This is a genomic window from Pseudohalocynthiibacter aestuariivivens (assembly GCF_018457175.1).
GTDB lineage: Bacteria > Pseudomonadota > Alphaproteobacteria > Rhodobacterales > Rhodobacteraceae > Pseudohalocynthiibacter > Pseudohalocynthiibacter aestuariivivens.
In genome coordinates, this window is the sequence record NZ_JAGFNU010000002.1 from 312,272 (window position 1) to 327,191 (window position 14,920).

Consider the following 14,920-nt stretch of genomic DNA (forward strand, 5'->3'; position numbering starts at 1 on the left):
CAGGCCGATACAATCAGGAAATACCAAATTATGCGTAGATTGATCATTTTTCTCGGCGAAGATTGTAGGTTTTTCCAATTATCCGGCCCATTTATTGGGAATTGACGGGCACCGGCGCGTCCTACATTTTGGCAATCACTGCGCGAGAATACGAAGGGAATCACCCAATGGGCAGATGGATGTCCGGGTTAAGAAATATCCTGACACTCAATTACGGACAGAAGATTTTTTTTCTGGCCACCATCCCCCTGTTGCTGGCTGCCGTCGCAATATCCGCCATTGTAGCAAATCAGTCGCGGGAAACGGCAGAGCGTGAAATCGCGCTTTTGGAGCGTCAGTTGATTGAAGCAAAAAAGGCCGAGCTTCAAAATTACCTTTCGATCACGAGGACCGCGTTTGTAAACATCTACGGTCGCGCTTTGCCCGACGATGAAGAGGCAAAGCTGCTGGTGACCCAGCTTTTGTCGGCAATGCTTTATGGTCAGGATGGCTATTTCTTTGTCTACGACTATGACGGCAACAATCTTGTCAGCCCTCGCCAGACAGACTTGATCACCAAAAACTGGATCGGCCTCACAGACCCGAACGGAGTTCCGATTGTTGACGAGTTGATCAGGATTGCGAAATCTGGCAGCGGATACCACAGTTACGACTGGACCAAACCATCGACCGGTGAAAGTGCACGAATGGTTGCCTTTGTCATTGGGCTTCAGGATTGGCGATGGGTTGTGGGAACCGGTATTTTTATCGACGAAGTGCTTGATACCGTTGCCGCAGCGCGAGCAGAGGTTGAAGCCCGCATTCAACGCACATTCATCTACATTGGTGGTATTACACTCGCGGCTTTGTTCCTGGTCTTTCTAAGCGGCCAGTTCATTAACATTCGTGAACGCCGGCTTGCCGATGCAAAGCTCAAGGAACTGACACAGCGGATTATTGACACACAGGAAGAGGAACGCGGACGCGTTGCACGCGAACTGCATGATAGCATCAGCCAAATTCTGGTCGGCGTTCGCTACGCGCTTGAACTCGCCCGCAAACGGCTGCTTGCAGGTGACGAGCGTGCGGGCGAACACCTTGAGCGCGGTATCGACCATCTGAATGGCGCGATACAAGAAGTGCGCCGGATCAGCCGGGATTTGCGCCCGGGAATTCTGGATGACCTTGGGCTTGGCCCTGCCCTAAAAGGTCTGATCGCTGAATTTGCCAACCGAACCGGTATCGAAACAGAATTCGAAACAGTTGTTTTCAGCAACCGGCTTGAGGCTGACGCTAAAATTGCTTTGTACAGAATTGCACAGGAAGCTCTGACCAATATTGAACGCCACGCGGACGCGACTGCTGTATCACTAAAGGTTTACGGCCACAGCAGCGGTGCGACGATGCGGATTGCCGACAATGGCCGCGGGATCGAACGGCAAAGCAAAGACAAGCAGGCTGACAGTGGTCTCGGGCTCCGAAACATGCAAGAAAGAATGGAACAACTGAACGGAACCTTGCTGGTGCTTTCCACACGCCAGGGAACGGTGATTGAAGCACGTGTTCCATTGTCGAGAATGTTACCACCGCAAGGCACAGCAAGGGCAACAGCATGACAGGTGCAACGCGCGTCTTGATCGTCGACGATCATCCAATGGTCGCAGAAGGGATTCAGTCCATACTGGAAACCTATTCTGATATAGACGTCATCGGATCGCTGACCAACGGGCAAGAAGCGGTCGATCAGGTGCAAAACCTGAATCCCGATGTTATTTTACTTGACCTTAACATGCCCGTTCTTAATGGCCTCTCAGCCACCGAAATCATTCTGGAACGCCTGCCTCAGACGCGTATTGTCATTTTGTCGATGCATGACAGCAGCGAATACATCTCTTCCGCGCTCTCGCATGGCGCGCTTGGATATATCCTGAAAGACGTGCCAACTGAAGAAATCAAGACAGCGATTGATACCGTCATGCAAGGCAGCCGATATCTTTGTACGGGCGCAACCGAATCCTTGTCTCCAAAAACTCAGGATGGTCGCGAACCTCTTACCAGCAGAGAGCAGACCATTCTGCTTGAACTGGCACAGGGCAAATCCAACAAAGAGGTGGCGGCAAATCTCGATATTTCGGTTCGCACAGTCGAAACGCATCGCAAGAACATCAAACGAAAACTCGGGATCAGCTCAACAGCAGGTCTTACACGCTATGCAATGGAGCATGGAGTTTTGCAAGGGACCGGCGTCGGGCTCTGAGCTTGGTAAAAAATAACCTCAATAGCCTCTCTTTTTTCCAAAATGTCCCCAAATTCACGCCTGAACGCAACAATAGCAAAGAATTCCCTCGCCCTGCGACATAAAATACAGTGCATTCCCTGTTGACGACCTCTGATCCCGCCCCTAATCTCCGCGAACGCTTAAAGGAGTCTTCGGATGCATTGCATTCTAGTCGTCGTGGTAAACAAGATGCGCATGGACCGGTAACCGGACGCCATAATTGGACCCATGCGCCCCCGCCAGAACGGGGGCTTTTTTATGCGAGAACGATGCCCCACCGGGCGAGCGAAACGGAGTGAGTAAGATGGCAGGCCAGATGACCGGCGCAAAAATGTTAGTTCAGGCTTTGAGAGATCAGGGCGTGGACACGATCTTTGGGTATCCCGGTGGTGCAGTGCTACCGATCTATGACGAGATTTTTCTGCAAAATGATATTCGCCACATTCTTGTCCGGCACGAACAGGGCGCTGTGCATGCTGCCGAGGGCTATGCCCGCTCAACCGGAAAACCCGGTGTTGTTCTGGTAACCTCTGGCCCGGGCGCGACAAATGCCGTTACCGGCCTGACAGACGCATTAATGGATTCAATCCCGATTGTTGTTCTTTCGGGTCAGGTGCCTACCTTCATGATCGGCAATGACGCCTTTCAGGAAGCCGACACCGTTGGCATCACCCGCCCCTGCACCAAGCACAACTGGCTGGTGAAAGAGACGGATAAACTGTCAGAGACAATTCATCAGGCCTTTCATGTTGCTACACATGGGCGGCCAGGTCCGGTCCTTGTCGACATCCCAAAGGATGTTCAGTTTGCAAACGGCACCTACACACCTAAGGTAAAAACCGTAACAAAACATTACGCGCCCAAGGTGAAGGGGGATATTGCCGACATTACCGAACTCGCTGCGATGATCGAAAAGGCGCAACGTCCTATCATCTATTCTGGCGGTGGCGTCATAAACTCCGGCCTTGCAGCAAGCCAGTTGTTGCGTGAACTGGTGGATGCGACCGGCTTTCCGATTACATCAACACTGATGGGCCTTGGCGCATACCCGGCGTCAGGCAAAAACTGGCTTGGAATGCTTGGTATGCACGGACTTTACGAAGCAAACCTTGCGATGCATGGTTGCGATCTTATGATCAATATAGGCGCCCGATTTGATGACCGTATCACCGGGCGGCTTGACGATTTCAGCCCAAAATCAAAAAAGGCGCACATCGATATTGATGCCTCCTCGATCAACAAGGTGATCCATGTCGATCTGCCAATTCTTGGCGACGTCGGCCATGTTCTTGAAGATCTTCTGAAAGTCTGGAAGTCGCGTGGCCGCAAGACCAACAAGGAAGCATTAGGCAAATGGTGGGCAAAGATCGAAGATTGGCGTGCCGTTAAGTGCCTTACCTACAAAAACAGCGATAACATCATCAAACCTCAATACGCGCTTGAGCGTCTTGAGGCCCTCACAAAAGACAAAGACCGCTATATCTGTACAGAAGTCGGTCAGCATCAGATGTGGGCCGCGCAGTACTTGGGTTTTGAGGACCCGAACCGCTGGATGACCAGCGGCGGGCTTGGCACGATGGGGTATGGATTACCTGCCTCCGTTGGTGTTCAGGTTGCGCACCCCGATGCTTTGGTTATCAACGTTGCGGGTGAAGCAAGCTGGCTGATGAACATGCAGGAAATGGGAACCGCTATTCAGTACCGCCTGCCGGTAAAGCAGTTTATCCTCAACAACGAGCGCCTTGGCATGGTCCGTCAGTGGCAGGAATTGTTGCATGGTGAACGCTACAGCCATTCCTGGTCCGAAAGCTTGCCGGATTTTGTGAAGCTTGCCGAAGCCTTCGGTGGCAAAGGTATCCGATGTTCGGACCCGGCTGATCTTGATGACGCGATTATGGAAATGCTCGAATATGATGGTCCGGTGATTTTCGACTGCCTTGTTGAGAAACACGAAAATTGTTTCCCGATGATTCCGTCAGGCGCACCTCATAACGAAATGCTGATGGGCGAAGCGGACACACAGGACGCTATCGGTTCTTCCGGCGCAGTTTTGGTTTAAGAAAGGTCATTACATGTCTGCTCTACGAATTAAAAAAGGCGCTTCAAAGCACTCAGCCTACGACCTTCGCGACCCAAATGCCGGAGCTTTGGAGTCCCATACATTGGCATGTATTGTCGACAATGAAGCAGGTGTTCTGGCACGCGTCATCGGGCTTTTCTCGGGGCGCGGTTACAATATCGACAGTCTTACCGTTGCCGAAGTCGACCACGAGGGTCACAAATCACGCATCACCATCGTGACCACAGGAACACCTTCGGTGATTGAACAAATCAAGGCTCAGCTTGGTCGGATCGTGCCCGTGCACGAGGTTCACGATCTCACCGTCGAAGGTGACTCGGTGGAACGTGAACTTGCTCTGATGCGGGTACACGGCACCGGCGATAAAAGGGTCGAGGCGTTGCGCTTGGCAGATATCTTCCGCGCACAGGTTATTGACTCGACACTGGAAAGCTTTGTCTTTGAACTGACAGGCGCCCCTTCCAAGATCGACGCGTTTGCCGACCTGATGCGGCCGCTGGGTCTGGGCCGGATCGCCCGTACCGGAGTCGCTGCACTTTCGCGCGGCGTCTGAACGTTCAAACAGAAAAGCGGCCCGCATCTGCGGGCCGCTTTCAGGCTCAGGGCATCCCGGTCCTGAGGTGGGGATGGAGCTGAGACTCTCAGAACCGAGTGCTGGATGTCAGGCCCTGTCCTTAGCCATCCGTCGCCGGTAGCATCCCTGCTTCTTGCGCAGCGCTCAGCTCATCCGTGTCGACCATCCCGTCAGCGTTAGCATCCAGGGCGAGATAGCTTTCTTCGCTCAGTGTTGGGAAAAAGGCGGTCAGCTCAGGATATGACAGCATTCCGTCACCATCGGCATCCACCTCTGTTGCGGCCATGCCTGCAGTTGCTGTCAGAGTGGCAAGAACAATTGATCCAAGCATCATTTTGGTCGGTTTCATTTTCGGTGTCACCTTAAAACATTTGTTTCAAAGGCGCATTTTTGCGTCCTTCACCTAACAAGACGCTGAAACCGCAGGTTTATTCCCTCCGCTTATCTGGCTTTCTGACGATTTACACTTCGCCGCCGACAGAACCCTGTGGTTTTCGCGGGAAGTTGCCGAAAAAGGCCCCAAACACCTGCTAGGCGAAATTCCCCCAGCTTGCTCCCTGCCCCGTTGTGGTGGCTTTTGGATCAAACGGAGATCGAACAGTCATCATGCCAACAGAAAAAAATCCGACCGGAAAGGAACTTACAGCGCTGATGCCAGCTCTGCACCGCCTTGCCCGGAAGATAGCGCCCAGTAAAGCAATTGCCGATGATCTGATGCAGGAAGCGCTGCTTCGCGTATGGACACGGATTGACGCGGGTGAGCCAATTGACGAATTGCGCCCGTACTTGATGACAACCCTGCGCAACCTTTCGCGTCGCCCCGCCCGCGCACTTAGTCAACTCACGGATGAAAACATGCCCTGTACGATGGCAGAAGCACCGCGCCGGATAGCCACCCGCGATGTTCTGCTTGCTTTGGCACGCTTGCCTGAAAAAGACGCGTCATTGCTTGTTAAAGTCGCTTTCAACGGCGAAGGATATGCCGAGGTGGCCGATGTGATGGGCATCCCTGTTGGTACCATTATGTCCCGCGTCGCCCGGGCGCGTGCGCGTCTGCGTGCTGATCTCGATTTGCCGGCCAGCCACGCGGTTGAAAGCCTTTTAGAGGACGAACCTGCGTGACATATGCCAAAATGAAGGAAAATGTCGCGCTTAAGCAATCATGGTCGCTCTGAGATAGGAATCAAAGCAAAATTGACGCTAGTGTCGAGTTTAAACTTACACCCACCCGAGAGTCTGCCATGACAACGAATCTGCAATCCGTTCGCACCTCAATTGAAAATGCTCAGGGCCTGCCGAACGCGCATTACATTGATCCCGAGGTTTTTGCTGAAGAGCGTAACGCCGTGCTTTTTGCCACTTGGTCAGGGCTTGCGGTTGCTGCGGATGTGCCTGAAGCAGGCGATGCAAAACCAGTCGAATTCCTTGGAATCCCATTGCTTCTGATCCGCGGCAAAGACGACATCGTTCGCGTATTCCAGAATACCTGCCGTCATCGGGGCATGATTCTTGTGGAAGAACCCAAAAAGATTGAAGGTGCGATCCGCTGCCCCTACCACAGCTGGTGTTACAATCACAAAGGCGCGCTGGTTTCCACGCCTCATGTTGGCGGACCAGGCACCAACGTGCATGACGCGATCGACAAATCCACGCTTGGCCTAACGGAAATCCGCAGCCATATCTGGCGTGACGTTGTTTTCATCAATGTTTCAGGCGACGCAGAACCTTTTGAGGTTGTTCATGCTGACCTTCTGAAACGCTGGGCCGAATTTGAGCAATCCCTGTACCATGGTGGCGCGGACAGCAGGTTTGAACTTGCGGTCAAAACCAACTGGAAACTTGCGGTCGAAAACTTCTGCGAAAGCTACCACCTGCCTTGGGTTCACCCGGGCTTAAACAGCTATTCGCGGCTGGAAGACCACTACAACATTGCAGAGTACAATCAGTATTCCGGCCAAGGCACACTGGTTTACCGCCAGCTTAAAGGTGACACTGGTGAAGTCTTCCCTGATTTCGCAGGGCTTTCTGATAAATGGAATGAAGGGGCAGAATACATCACGGTCTACCCAAACGTGTTGCTCGGCGCGCAACGGGACCACGCCTTTGCAATTATTTTGGAACCCCAAAGCACCGAAGCGACGGTAGAGCACATTCATCTCTATTATGCCCAAGCCGAAACAAGCGACGCCATGCGCGCCAAGAACACCGCGCAATGGAAAGAGGTTTTCTACGAAGACGTGTTTGTTGTCCAAGGTATGCAAAAAGGTCGTCACGCGCCAAAGTTTGATGGTGGGCGGTTTTCCCCCGCAATGGATGGTCCAACCCATTGTTTTCACGATTGGGTCGCCGGACGCCTGCTGGCGCATCGTGCCAAGGTACAGGCCGCAGAGTGACAAAACCACTTGACGAAGAACTGCTCGCCGCACATGCGCGCGACGACAAAACCGTTTTGGTTTTGCTCTATCGCGAAGCAGCAGACCTGGCAGAAGAAACAGGAGACATTGATGCCGCCTGTTTTTTCCTTGTTCACGCCTATATCTTTGGCCTTGAAACGGCACACCCGGAAACACCTGAACTGCATGCGCGCCTGAAAGCGCGCGGCCGGGAAAGCTGAACGTTTAGTTCAGTCGACCTTTGAACTTGTAACTTCCAACCTCGCTAAGAATGGGGATTTGAGGGGTAGCAGCGGATGCCCATAAATCTGACACGAGGTTTTCACCGTAATACGTTGATAAAAAAGAAGAAGGGGAAGCCTAAGCTTCCCCAGTTTCGCTAATCAGGCTCATTATATGTACCGCCCGGTATTCTGCCTGCGGCCTGACCCGCGTCAGGGACGAGCGCACCCGTCCCGTGTTCTTTTAACTACACCCGCTTGTTCCGCCGCAGGTGTTGCATTTCATGCAGGTGCCGTTGCGCACCAATGTGTAGTTTCCACAGTCACCACAGGGATCTCCCTCGTAGCCCTGCATTTTCGCTTTCGTTCGTGCATCCATTGTCTGTGTCGTGCTGGTCGATGCAGACAGCGTTGCCGTAGCCGTAGTTTGAACAGAGGTATTCGCGACTTCTGGAACCAGTGTTTGCAGCGCCGAAATCGGATCTTTTGCACTGTAAAACGCGGTTCCCCCGGCGCCCCCGCCTTGCAGAACCACCAACTCTTGCGGAACACGCTTGCGAAGATACCCGGTAGAAGAAATCTGCTTTAGGACTTCCAGCGATTTATTCGCCGCCGTTTCGCTGACGGATGAGATATTGGGCTCTCCCCCATGAGAACCGCTTCCGATGTCATCAAACGAATGCCCCTCTGGTTTCACATGCGCAAGATCTGTCCGGTCCAGATAGCTGACCGCCAGTTCGCGGAAGATATAATCCAGAATGGAGGTCGCGTTTTTGATGCTGTCATTGCCCTGAACCATGCCGGCCGGTTCAAATTTGGTGAAAGTGAAGGCATCAACGAATTCTTCCAGCGGCACACCATATTGCAGACCAACGGACACCGCGATCGCAAAGTTGTTCATCATTGCGCGAAAGCCAGCACCCTCTTTGTGCATATCAATAAAGATTTCGCCAAGATTACCGTCTTCATATTCGCCCGTGCGCAGATAGACCTTATGGCCGCCAACCATGGCTTTCTGGGTGTAGCCTTTGCGTCGTTGAGGCATCTTTTCACGGTGAGATTTCATCACCTCTTTGACGATGATCTTTTCAACAATCTTTTCGGCCAACACAGTCGCCTTTTCGTGCGATGACCCGCTTGCAAGGATTTCCTCTGCTTCTTCGTCGTCTTCGACCAACGCTGCTGCCAGAGGCTGGGAGAGTTTCGAGCCATCACGGTAGAGCGCATTAGCCTTAACACCCAGGCTCCAAGAAAGCTCGTATGCCTCCTGACAGTCCTCGATAGTAGCGTCATTGGGCATATTAATGGTTTTACTGATTGCCCCTGAAATAAACGACTGTGCCGCTGCCATCATGTAGATATGACTATCCACCGACAGGAACCTTTTACCTTTTTTGCCGCAAGGATTTGCGCAGTCGAAGACGTGGTAGTGTTGCGGATCCAGATGAGGCGCCCCTTCGAGCGTCATGGTGCCGCAGACATGGTCATTGGCCGCATCGATATCCGCCCGGGAGAACCCGAGGTGACGCAGCAGGTCGAAAGTCGGATCACTCAGTTTTTCGAGTGGAATACCCAATGGTCCCGTGCAGAATTCTTGTCCCAAAGTCCATTGGTTAAAGACAAACCGAATATCAAAGGCGCTCGCAAGCGCGGCTTCGATTTTTTCAAGCTCTGCAGAACCGAACCCGTGGCCGATCAGTGATGTATGGTTGATTCCCGGTGCGTTGCCGAGCGAAGCATGACCAACAGCATAGCTGATGATCTCTTCGATCTGTGCTGAACCGTAGCCCATCATCTCCAGCGCTGCAGGAACTGACTGGTTGATAATTTTAAAGTAACCACCACCTGCGAGTTTCTTGAATTTCACCAGAGCAAAATCAGGTTCAATCCCGGTTGTGTCACAGTCCATCACCAGACCGATTGTCCCTGTCGGTGCGACGACCGAGGTCTGCGCATTGCGATAGCCGTGTTTTTCACCAAGGCTCAGCGCCTCATCCCAGGCCGATTTTGCGAGGGAAACAAGGCATTCGTCAGGGCAGCTCGTGTGATCAAGAGGGACAGGTTTAACTGCAAGTTCCTCGTAACCGTCGCTGTTGCCATAGGCCGCGTTGCGGTGATTCCGGATAACCCGCAGCATATGGTCTGCGTTGCGCTTGTAACCTGGGAACGGACCAAGCTCACTCGCAATTTCTGCTGAGGTGGCATAGGCAGCGCCCGTCATGATCGCGGTCAGGGCGCCACACAACGCGCGGCCTTCGTCACTATCGTAACCATAGCCCATATTCATCAACAATCCGCCGATATTGGCGTACCCTAGCCCCAAGGTGCGGAAGTCATAGCTTCTCTGAGCGATCTCTTTTGACGGGAATTGCGCCATTGTGACGGAAATTTCCAGCGTCAGCGTCCAAAGCCGCGAGGCGTGCATGTAGTCTTCTGCCTGAAATGCACCGTCTGAATAGAAGGTTAGCAGGTTCATCGAGGCCAGGTTACATGCGGTGTCATCAAGGAACATGTACTCAGAACAAGGGTTTGAGCCGCGAATCTCACCATCTGCGGGGCACGTGTGCCAAGAGTTGACAGTGTCGTGGTATTGAATGCCCGGATCAGCACAGGCCCATGCCGCGTGACCAACCTGTTCCCAGAGATCACGCGCCTTGATGGTTTTCGATATCTTCCCGTCCGTGCGGCGGATCAAATCCCAATTTGCATCATCCTTGACGGCTTGCAAAAACGCATCTGTTACACGGATCGAGTTGTTCGAATTCTGACCCGACACAGAGCTATAGGCCTCTGAGTCCCAATCTGTATCATAGGTCGGGAATTCGATCTTGTCGTAACCCTGACGCGCGTAATCCAGGACCCTTTTCACATAAGTTTCTGGTATCGCGACCTTTTTCGCCGCCTTGATCGCTGATTTCAGGCTTTCGTTTATTTTTGGGTCATAAGCGTCTTCGACTTTTCCATCCCACGCTTTTATGGCCTCAAAAAGCAGGTTCAGCTTTTCTTCATGCATTTTGGAACCAGCGACGATAGAGGCAACTTTCTGCTCTTCAATCACCTTCCAATTGATGAAGTCTTCGATATCCGGATGGTCTGCATCAATGATGACCATCTTTGCAGCGCGCCGCGTTGTGCCACCAGATTTAATCGCCCCGGCAGCGCGATCACCGATTTTCAGGAATCCCATGAGGCCAGACGACTTACCACCGCCTGACAACGACTCACCGTCTGCACGCAACGAGGAAAAGTTTGTTCCGGTACCGGAACCGTACTTAAAGAGCCGCGCCTCACGAACCCACAAATCCATGATACCGCCATCAGAGACAAGATCGTCTTTCACGGACTGAATGAAACAGGCATGTGGTTGTGGGTGTTCATAAGAAGATTTTGAACGGGTCAGCTTGCCTGTTTTAAAATCAACATAGTAATGCCCCTGCCCCGGCCCATCGATTCCGTAGGCCCAGTGCAGACCCGTGTTAAACCACTGAGGGCTGTTGGGTGCGGCGCGCTGTGTCGCCAGCATATAACGCATCTCGTCAAAATAGGCGCGTGCGTCTTGTTCACTTGTAAAGTAACCACCCTTCCAGCCCCAATAAGCCCAGGCACCTGCCAGACGATCAAACACCTGTTTCGCGCTCGTTTCGCCACCGGAACGGTCTTCCAGTGAAAGGTCCTTTAGCGCTGCTTCATCTGCAACCGAACGCCAGAGAAACTCAGGAACGCCCTTTTCTTTCACTTTTTTCAGACGCGCTGGAACGCCCGCTTTACGGAAATATTTTTGCGCAATTACATCTGACGCCACTTGGCTCCAGCTTGCTGGAATTTCAACATCATCCAGACGGAATACTATGGTTCCATCGGGATTTCTGATTTCGGATGTGGTCGTCACGAACTCCAGATCGGAATAGGCATCCGTGGAGTTCGCTGTAAACTTGCGTTCGATTTTCATTTTTGTTCTGCCTCGTCGTTCTTCAAATATTCAACGCAACGTTTGGTTCGTTGACCAATCAATGCATCGCACCCTTCACCAATCGCAGAGTCGAACGGACAGACTTCGCAGCTCGGAAAAATAGATATTCTTCCGAAAACAGCTGTTATTATTCAGATCAGCCTAAGTTGTGCTTTTGTCCCTGTTCGATCGTCCCGGCCACTATATGTTGTGGCGTTTTGATCGGTCTGCACAAGGTGACGTAGAAACACACAACTGGTCAATGCCTAAAATTGATTTATCCACTGGTAATTTTCATTGACCTAAACCGGTCTTTCTGAACCGAGCTCGCATCAACTGATTCATCAACAAATTAACCGCTGTGAATTTTTCTTTATGTCAGCGGGTTTAGCCAGCGACCTTGAAGAATCACACGAAGAAGTCGTCGAAAAATTAGATCAAAAGATCAAAACACGACTGTGTGAACATGATCACAGCATGTCTGACGAAATAATATATTTTTAAAGTGGTCGGGACGGCAAGATTCGAACTTGCGACCTACGGTACCCAAAGCCATAAGATTTCACTGAGTCGTAAAGACAAATTTGTAAACCTACACACTAAACGGGGGGTAACTATCAACAGCTTACGGGTTTTTTGTAAACCGAGTTACAAAACAACCTTCATCCCAAAGCAAAACCATAGGTTGCATCCGAAGCGTTTTTACGTTTTTTGATGGATGCCCAATGACTCACTTTTGGAGATTACTCTTCCTTAAGGCAAAACAAAAGCAACATGGACAATCCTCCTGTCGCCCATGAATCACGTTGCCATAACGAATGGAGTTAACCATCACAATGTCCGCTTACCAGGGCGAACCAGTCATCCGACAAATACGGTCAGATGACCGCAACGAGCCCTTAGTGACCACCTCTCTTCTATGACCAATTGACATGAACCGATGATTTCTCAGAAGCTGTGACTTGAGCACAAAGGGAGATTTTCAATGGAAACTACAGGCAATACCATAGGTATCATCGGTGGTTCAGGAATGCTCGGATCGACGATTTTGAGTGCACTTCTTGGAAGCGAGGCGTTTGAACAATCGAATTTCTGGGTTTCGAACAGAAGTGGCAATGCCTCTAACGTCGAACAAAGTTCAATCATTCACTTCACAAAAGACAATCAGGAGTTGGTGGACGCCTGCGATGTCATCATTCTATGCGTTCCGCCTGCTCGATTTCCTGACATCGACATCCACGCAGCCAACAGGTTGGTAATTTCAGTTGTGGCCGGTGTGACGATTGATGAAATGAAATCCAAGACAGCATCTGTTCGTGTTGTACGGGCCATGAGCAGTCCTGCCGCTTCTTTGTCCATGGCGTATTCACCTTGGATAGCAAGCACAGAAATCGTGTCGGACGACAGAGATATCGTGAGGAAAATCTTTGGGGCGTGCGGGACAACGGATGAGATTTTCGACGAGCAACAGCTCGATCACTTCACCGCAATGACTGGCCCGGTACCCGGTTTTGTCGCCTATTTTGCCCAATGCATGGTGGATCATGCCACAAGCCAAGGTATTGCACCTGATGTCGCGGACCGGGCCATTCGTCAACTTTTCGTTGCTGGCGGAACAATGTTAGCTGCCGACAGAGCCAGCCCTGCCGATCACGTTCGTTGGATGATTGAATATGCTGGGACAACTGCCGCTGGGCTAATTGCAATGGAGCGTTCAACCTTGTCCAAGACAATCAGTGATGGGCTTCTGGCAGCAGCAGACAAGGCAAGATCGATTTAGCAGACTATGGCTATTTGAATTGGTGTTTTGGAATGCACCACAAACCATCGAATAATTTTCGAAGTCCACTTCGTCCGCAGTGCGGGCATTGCCCGGTACTCGGCCAACGTCTGCTACACTAAGAACATTCGTTGGGGTTACCGGCTATTTACAGGTTCAGAGCCAAGGATTCGCTTAGGAATTCGACATGATCACTGACGAGGAAAGGCGTCGCTGCATCACGGGAGAATATGCTGTGAGGAGAGGGAAACTCTACAGAGGTTCCCAGCCATCGATCAAACTCAGCAAAGGGCGCAAACAAGACATCCTCATCAGTCAGATACGAGACAATCGAATCCTATATGAGGCTTCATCCAGACATGACAGATCGCTTTGGAGCCAAGATAGAACGGTTCGAAAAAACCGAAAACTGTAAACCACACCACCTAAGGTAGAGTCGATGATAGCTAAGTTATTGGAATTTATGGTCGGGACGGCAAGATTCGAACTTGCGACCTACGGTACCCAAAACCGTCGCGCTACCAGGCTGCGCTACGCCCCGAACGAGGGTCTCTCTACAATCACTCGAAGATAAAGAAAAGCCCTAAGGTGCATCACAAGGCCAACTAATTTTGTCTCCGGCAAAAAATGGGTGCCTAAGCTCAGATCCGACTGTGATTCCAAACGCCTGCGCCAAACCGGCATTAATTTCCAGAACCGCGACAACGCCTTCGCCACCATCAATTTGTGTCAAATCCTGCGGAATGGCGTCCTCATGAATATAGCTCACGCGTCCCGTTGCATCGAGAAACAGCATATCTAACGGAATCAGAGTGTTTTTCATCCAAAAGGTTGCCCGGTGCGGAGAGTCGTACAAAAACAACATTCCCGCGCCCGATGCCATCTGCGAGCGATGCATCAGCCCTTGCGCCCGTTCGGCGGGATCATCCGCGACTTCCACCGTGAATCGCGCTTTTCCCCAGTCGCCTCGCAAATCGACCTGAGTGTCCGAACAGTCAGCGATTGCTGCGGTAGCGTAAACCGAAGACGCAAGGAAGCAAAGGAAAGCACGCCTCATTCGTTTTCACGCAAAGCATTCTCCCATGAGACAACATGAGTCGCCATCCGGCCACGACTGCCATCTGTCACCCGCAGACCGACAGCCTCGCCCGGCATTAAATCTGCAAGACCGGAGCGTCGCAGAATCTCAATGTGGATAAAAACATCTTCCGGTCGGCCAAAAACATTGGCAAATCCAAAACCCTTGGTTTTATCGAACCATTTGACGCGCGCCGGTTCGAGTGGTGCAGACATATTGTCAGCCTGCAACAACGCATCTTGCTCTGAAAACGCAGTCTCATAACCCGATTCAGGCGGTAGAATATCTGTAATCTCTACGGCCTGAATGCCCCGCTCCGTTTCTTGCACAACAACAATAATGCTTGCCATATCTGCAACAGAGCTTTGTCCAAAATTGCGCAGGACATTTGCATGGAGCAAAATATCAGGGCCACCTTCATCGGCGACAACAAACCCGAACCCTTTTGTCGGATCAAACCACTTTATCGTACCCTGAACGGTGCGTCCTTCTGGATTTTCTTCAGTCATACCCGTTACGCTCTTCGTATTCTAAAAACACCCACCGCGATCCAAGTTGTGGCCACACAAATCTGTAGTTGCAAGGTGC

General features: G+C 51.6%; 12 protein-coding genes and 1 tRNA gene. 8 read left to right on the forward strand and 5 right to left on the reverse strand.

Annotated features, from left to right (window positions below; translation table 11 throughout):
* The first annotated feature begins 167 nt into the window (after positions 1-167).
* The 4 genes from J4E70_RS05460 to ilvN all read left to right on the forward strand — a co-directional run bounded on the left by J4E70_RS05460 (position 168) and on the right by ilvN (position 4,890).
* Positions 168-1,595 carry a cache domain-containing protein gene (locus J4E70_RS05460; RefSeq protein WP_377609040.1) on the forward strand — a complete coding sequence of 476 codons (1,428 nt, stop codon included), beginning with the start codon at positions 168-170 and terminating at the stop codon, positions 1,593-1,595.
* On the forward strand, positions 1,592-2,236 hold the full coding sequence (locus J4E70_RS05465) for a response regulator transcription factor (RefSeq protein ID WP_213888071.1): 645 nt from the start codon (positions 1,592-1,594) through the stop codon (positions 2,234-2,236). Before J4E70_RS05460 ends, J4E70_RS05465 begins: the two co-directional genes overlap by 4 nt.
* Before the next feature lie 325 nt (positions 2,237-2,561).
* Positions 2,562-4,316: an acetolactate synthase 3 large subunit gene (locus J4E70_RS05470; protein ID WP_213888072.1), complete on the forward strand. Its 1,755-nt coding sequence runs from the start codon at positions 2,562-2,564 to the stop codon at positions 4,314-4,316.
* A gap of 13 nt (positions 4,317-4,329) precedes the next feature.
* A complete protein-coding gene (ilvN, locus tag J4E70_RS05475) occupies positions 4,330-4,890 on the forward strand; it encodes an acetolactate synthase small subunit (RefSeq protein WP_213888073.1) in 561 nt (186 codons plus the stop codon).
* 121 nt (positions 4,891-5,011) lie between these two features.
* Here ilvN and J4E70_RS05480 read toward each other — a convergent pair whose 3' ends face one another.
* Positions 5,012-5,260, reverse strand: coding sequence for an EF-hand domain-containing protein (locus J4E70_RS05480; RefSeq protein WP_213888074.1), 249 nt, complete (start codon positions 5,258-5,260; stop codon positions 5,012-5,014).
* 257 nt (positions 5,261-5,517) lie between these two features.
* Here J4E70_RS05480 and J4E70_RS05485 point away from each other — a divergent pair, with 257 nt between their 5' ends.
* The 3 genes from J4E70_RS05485 to J4E70_RS05495 all read left to right on the forward strand — a co-directional run bounded on the left by J4E70_RS05485 (position 5,518) and on the right by J4E70_RS05495 (position 7,525).
* Positions 5,518-6,033, forward strand: a complete 516-nt coding sequence (locus J4E70_RS05485) for an RNA polymerase sigma factor (protein WP_213888075.1) — start codon at positions 5,518-5,520, stop codon at positions 6,031-6,033.
* Between the two features lie 119 nt (positions 6,034-6,152).
* Positions 6,153-7,304 (forward strand): aromatic ring-hydroxylating oxygenase subunit alpha, encoded by a 1,152-nt coding sequence (locus tag J4E70_RS05490; protein WP_213888076.1) that lies wholly within the window; start codon positions 6,153-6,155, stop codon positions 7,302-7,304.
* Positions 7,301-7,525: a hypothetical protein gene (locus J4E70_RS05495; protein ID WP_213888077.1), complete on the forward strand. Its 225-nt coding sequence runs from the start codon at positions 7,301-7,303 to the stop codon at positions 7,523-7,525. Before J4E70_RS05490 ends, J4E70_RS05495 begins: the two co-directional genes overlap by 4 nt.
* Before the next feature lie 244 nt (positions 7,526-7,769).
* Here the strand turns inward: J4E70_RS05495 and J4E70_RS05500 are convergent, their stop codons facing one another.
* Positions 7,770-11,474 (reverse strand): vitamin B12-dependent ribonucleotide reductase, encoded by a 3,705-nt coding sequence (locus J4E70_RS05500; protein WP_213888078.1) that lies wholly within the window; start codon positions 11,472-11,474, stop codon positions 7,770-7,772.
* 985 nt (positions 11,475-12,459) lie between these two features.
* Between J4E70_RS05500 and J4E70_RS05505 the strand changes: the two genes are divergently transcribed.
* Positions 12,460-13,254 (forward strand): pyrroline-5-carboxylate reductase family protein, encoded by a 795-nt coding sequence (locus J4E70_RS05505; protein ID WP_213888079.1) that lies wholly within the window; start codon positions 12,460-12,462, stop codon positions 13,252-13,254.
* Positions 13,255-13,718: 464 nt separating this feature from the next.
* Here the strand turns inward: J4E70_RS05505 and J4E70_RS05510 are convergent.
* The 3 genes from J4E70_RS05510 to J4E70_RS05520 all read right to left on the reverse strand — a co-directional run bounded on the left by J4E70_RS05510 (position 13,719) and on the right by J4E70_RS05520 (position 14,841).
* Positions 13,719-13,795, reverse strand: a tRNA-Pro gene (locus J4E70_RS05510).
* 42 nt (positions 13,796-13,837) lie between these two features.
* Positions 13,838-14,311, reverse strand: a complete 474-nt coding sequence (locus J4E70_RS05515) for a DUF192 domain-containing protein (protein WP_213888080.1) — start codon at positions 14,309-14,311, stop codon at positions 13,838-13,840.
* Positions 14,308-14,841, reverse strand: a complete 534-nt coding sequence (locus J4E70_RS05520; protein ID WP_213888081.1) for a cold-shock protein — start codon at positions 14,839-14,841, stop codon at positions 14,308-14,310. Before J4E70_RS05520 ends, J4E70_RS05515 begins: the two co-directional genes overlap by 4 nt.
* Between the last annotated feature and the right edge of the window lie 79 nt (positions 14,842-14,920).

Coding starts and splice junctions, on each gene's coding strand:
- J4E70_RS05460 (WP_377609040.1), top strand. CDS start 168: ATGGGCAGATGGATGTCCGGGTTAAGAAATATCCTGACACTCAATTAC.
- J4E70_RS05465 (WP_213888071.1), top strand. CDS start 1,592: ATGACAGGTGCAACGCGCGTCTTGATCGTCGACGATCATCCAATGGTC.
- J4E70_RS05470 (WP_213888072.1), top strand. CDS start 2,562: ATGGCAGGCCAGATGACCGGCGCAAAAATGTTAGTTCAGGCTTTGAGA.
- ilvN (WP_213888073.1), top strand. CDS start 4,330: ATGTCTGCTCTACGAATTAAAAAAGGCGCTTCAAAGCACTCAGCCTAC.
- J4E70_RS05480 (WP_213888074.1), bottom strand. CDS start 5,260: ATGAAACCGACCAAAATGATGCTTGGATCAATTGTTCTTGCCACTCTG.
- J4E70_RS05485 (WP_213888075.1), top strand. CDS start 5,518: ATGCCAACAGAAAAAAATCCGACCGGAAAGGAACTTACAGCGCTGATG.
- J4E70_RS05490 (WP_213888076.1), top strand. CDS start 6,153: ATGACAACGAATCTGCAATCCGTTCGCACCTCAATTGAAAATGCTCAG.
- J4E70_RS05500 (WP_213888078.1), bottom strand. CDS start 11,474: ATGAAAATCGAACGCAAGTTTACAGCGAACTCCACGGATGCCTATTCC.
- J4E70_RS05505 (WP_213888079.1), top strand. CDS start 12,460: ATGGAAACTACAGGCAATACCATAGGTATCATCGGTGGTTCAGGAATG.
- J4E70_RS05515 (WP_213888080.1), bottom strand. CDS start 14,311: ATGAGGCGTGCTTTCCTTTGCTTCCTTGCGTCTTCGGTTTACGCTACC.
- J4E70_RS05520 (WP_213888081.1), bottom strand. CDS start 14,841: ATGACTGAAGAAAATCCAGAAGGACGCACCGTTCAGGGTACGATAAAG.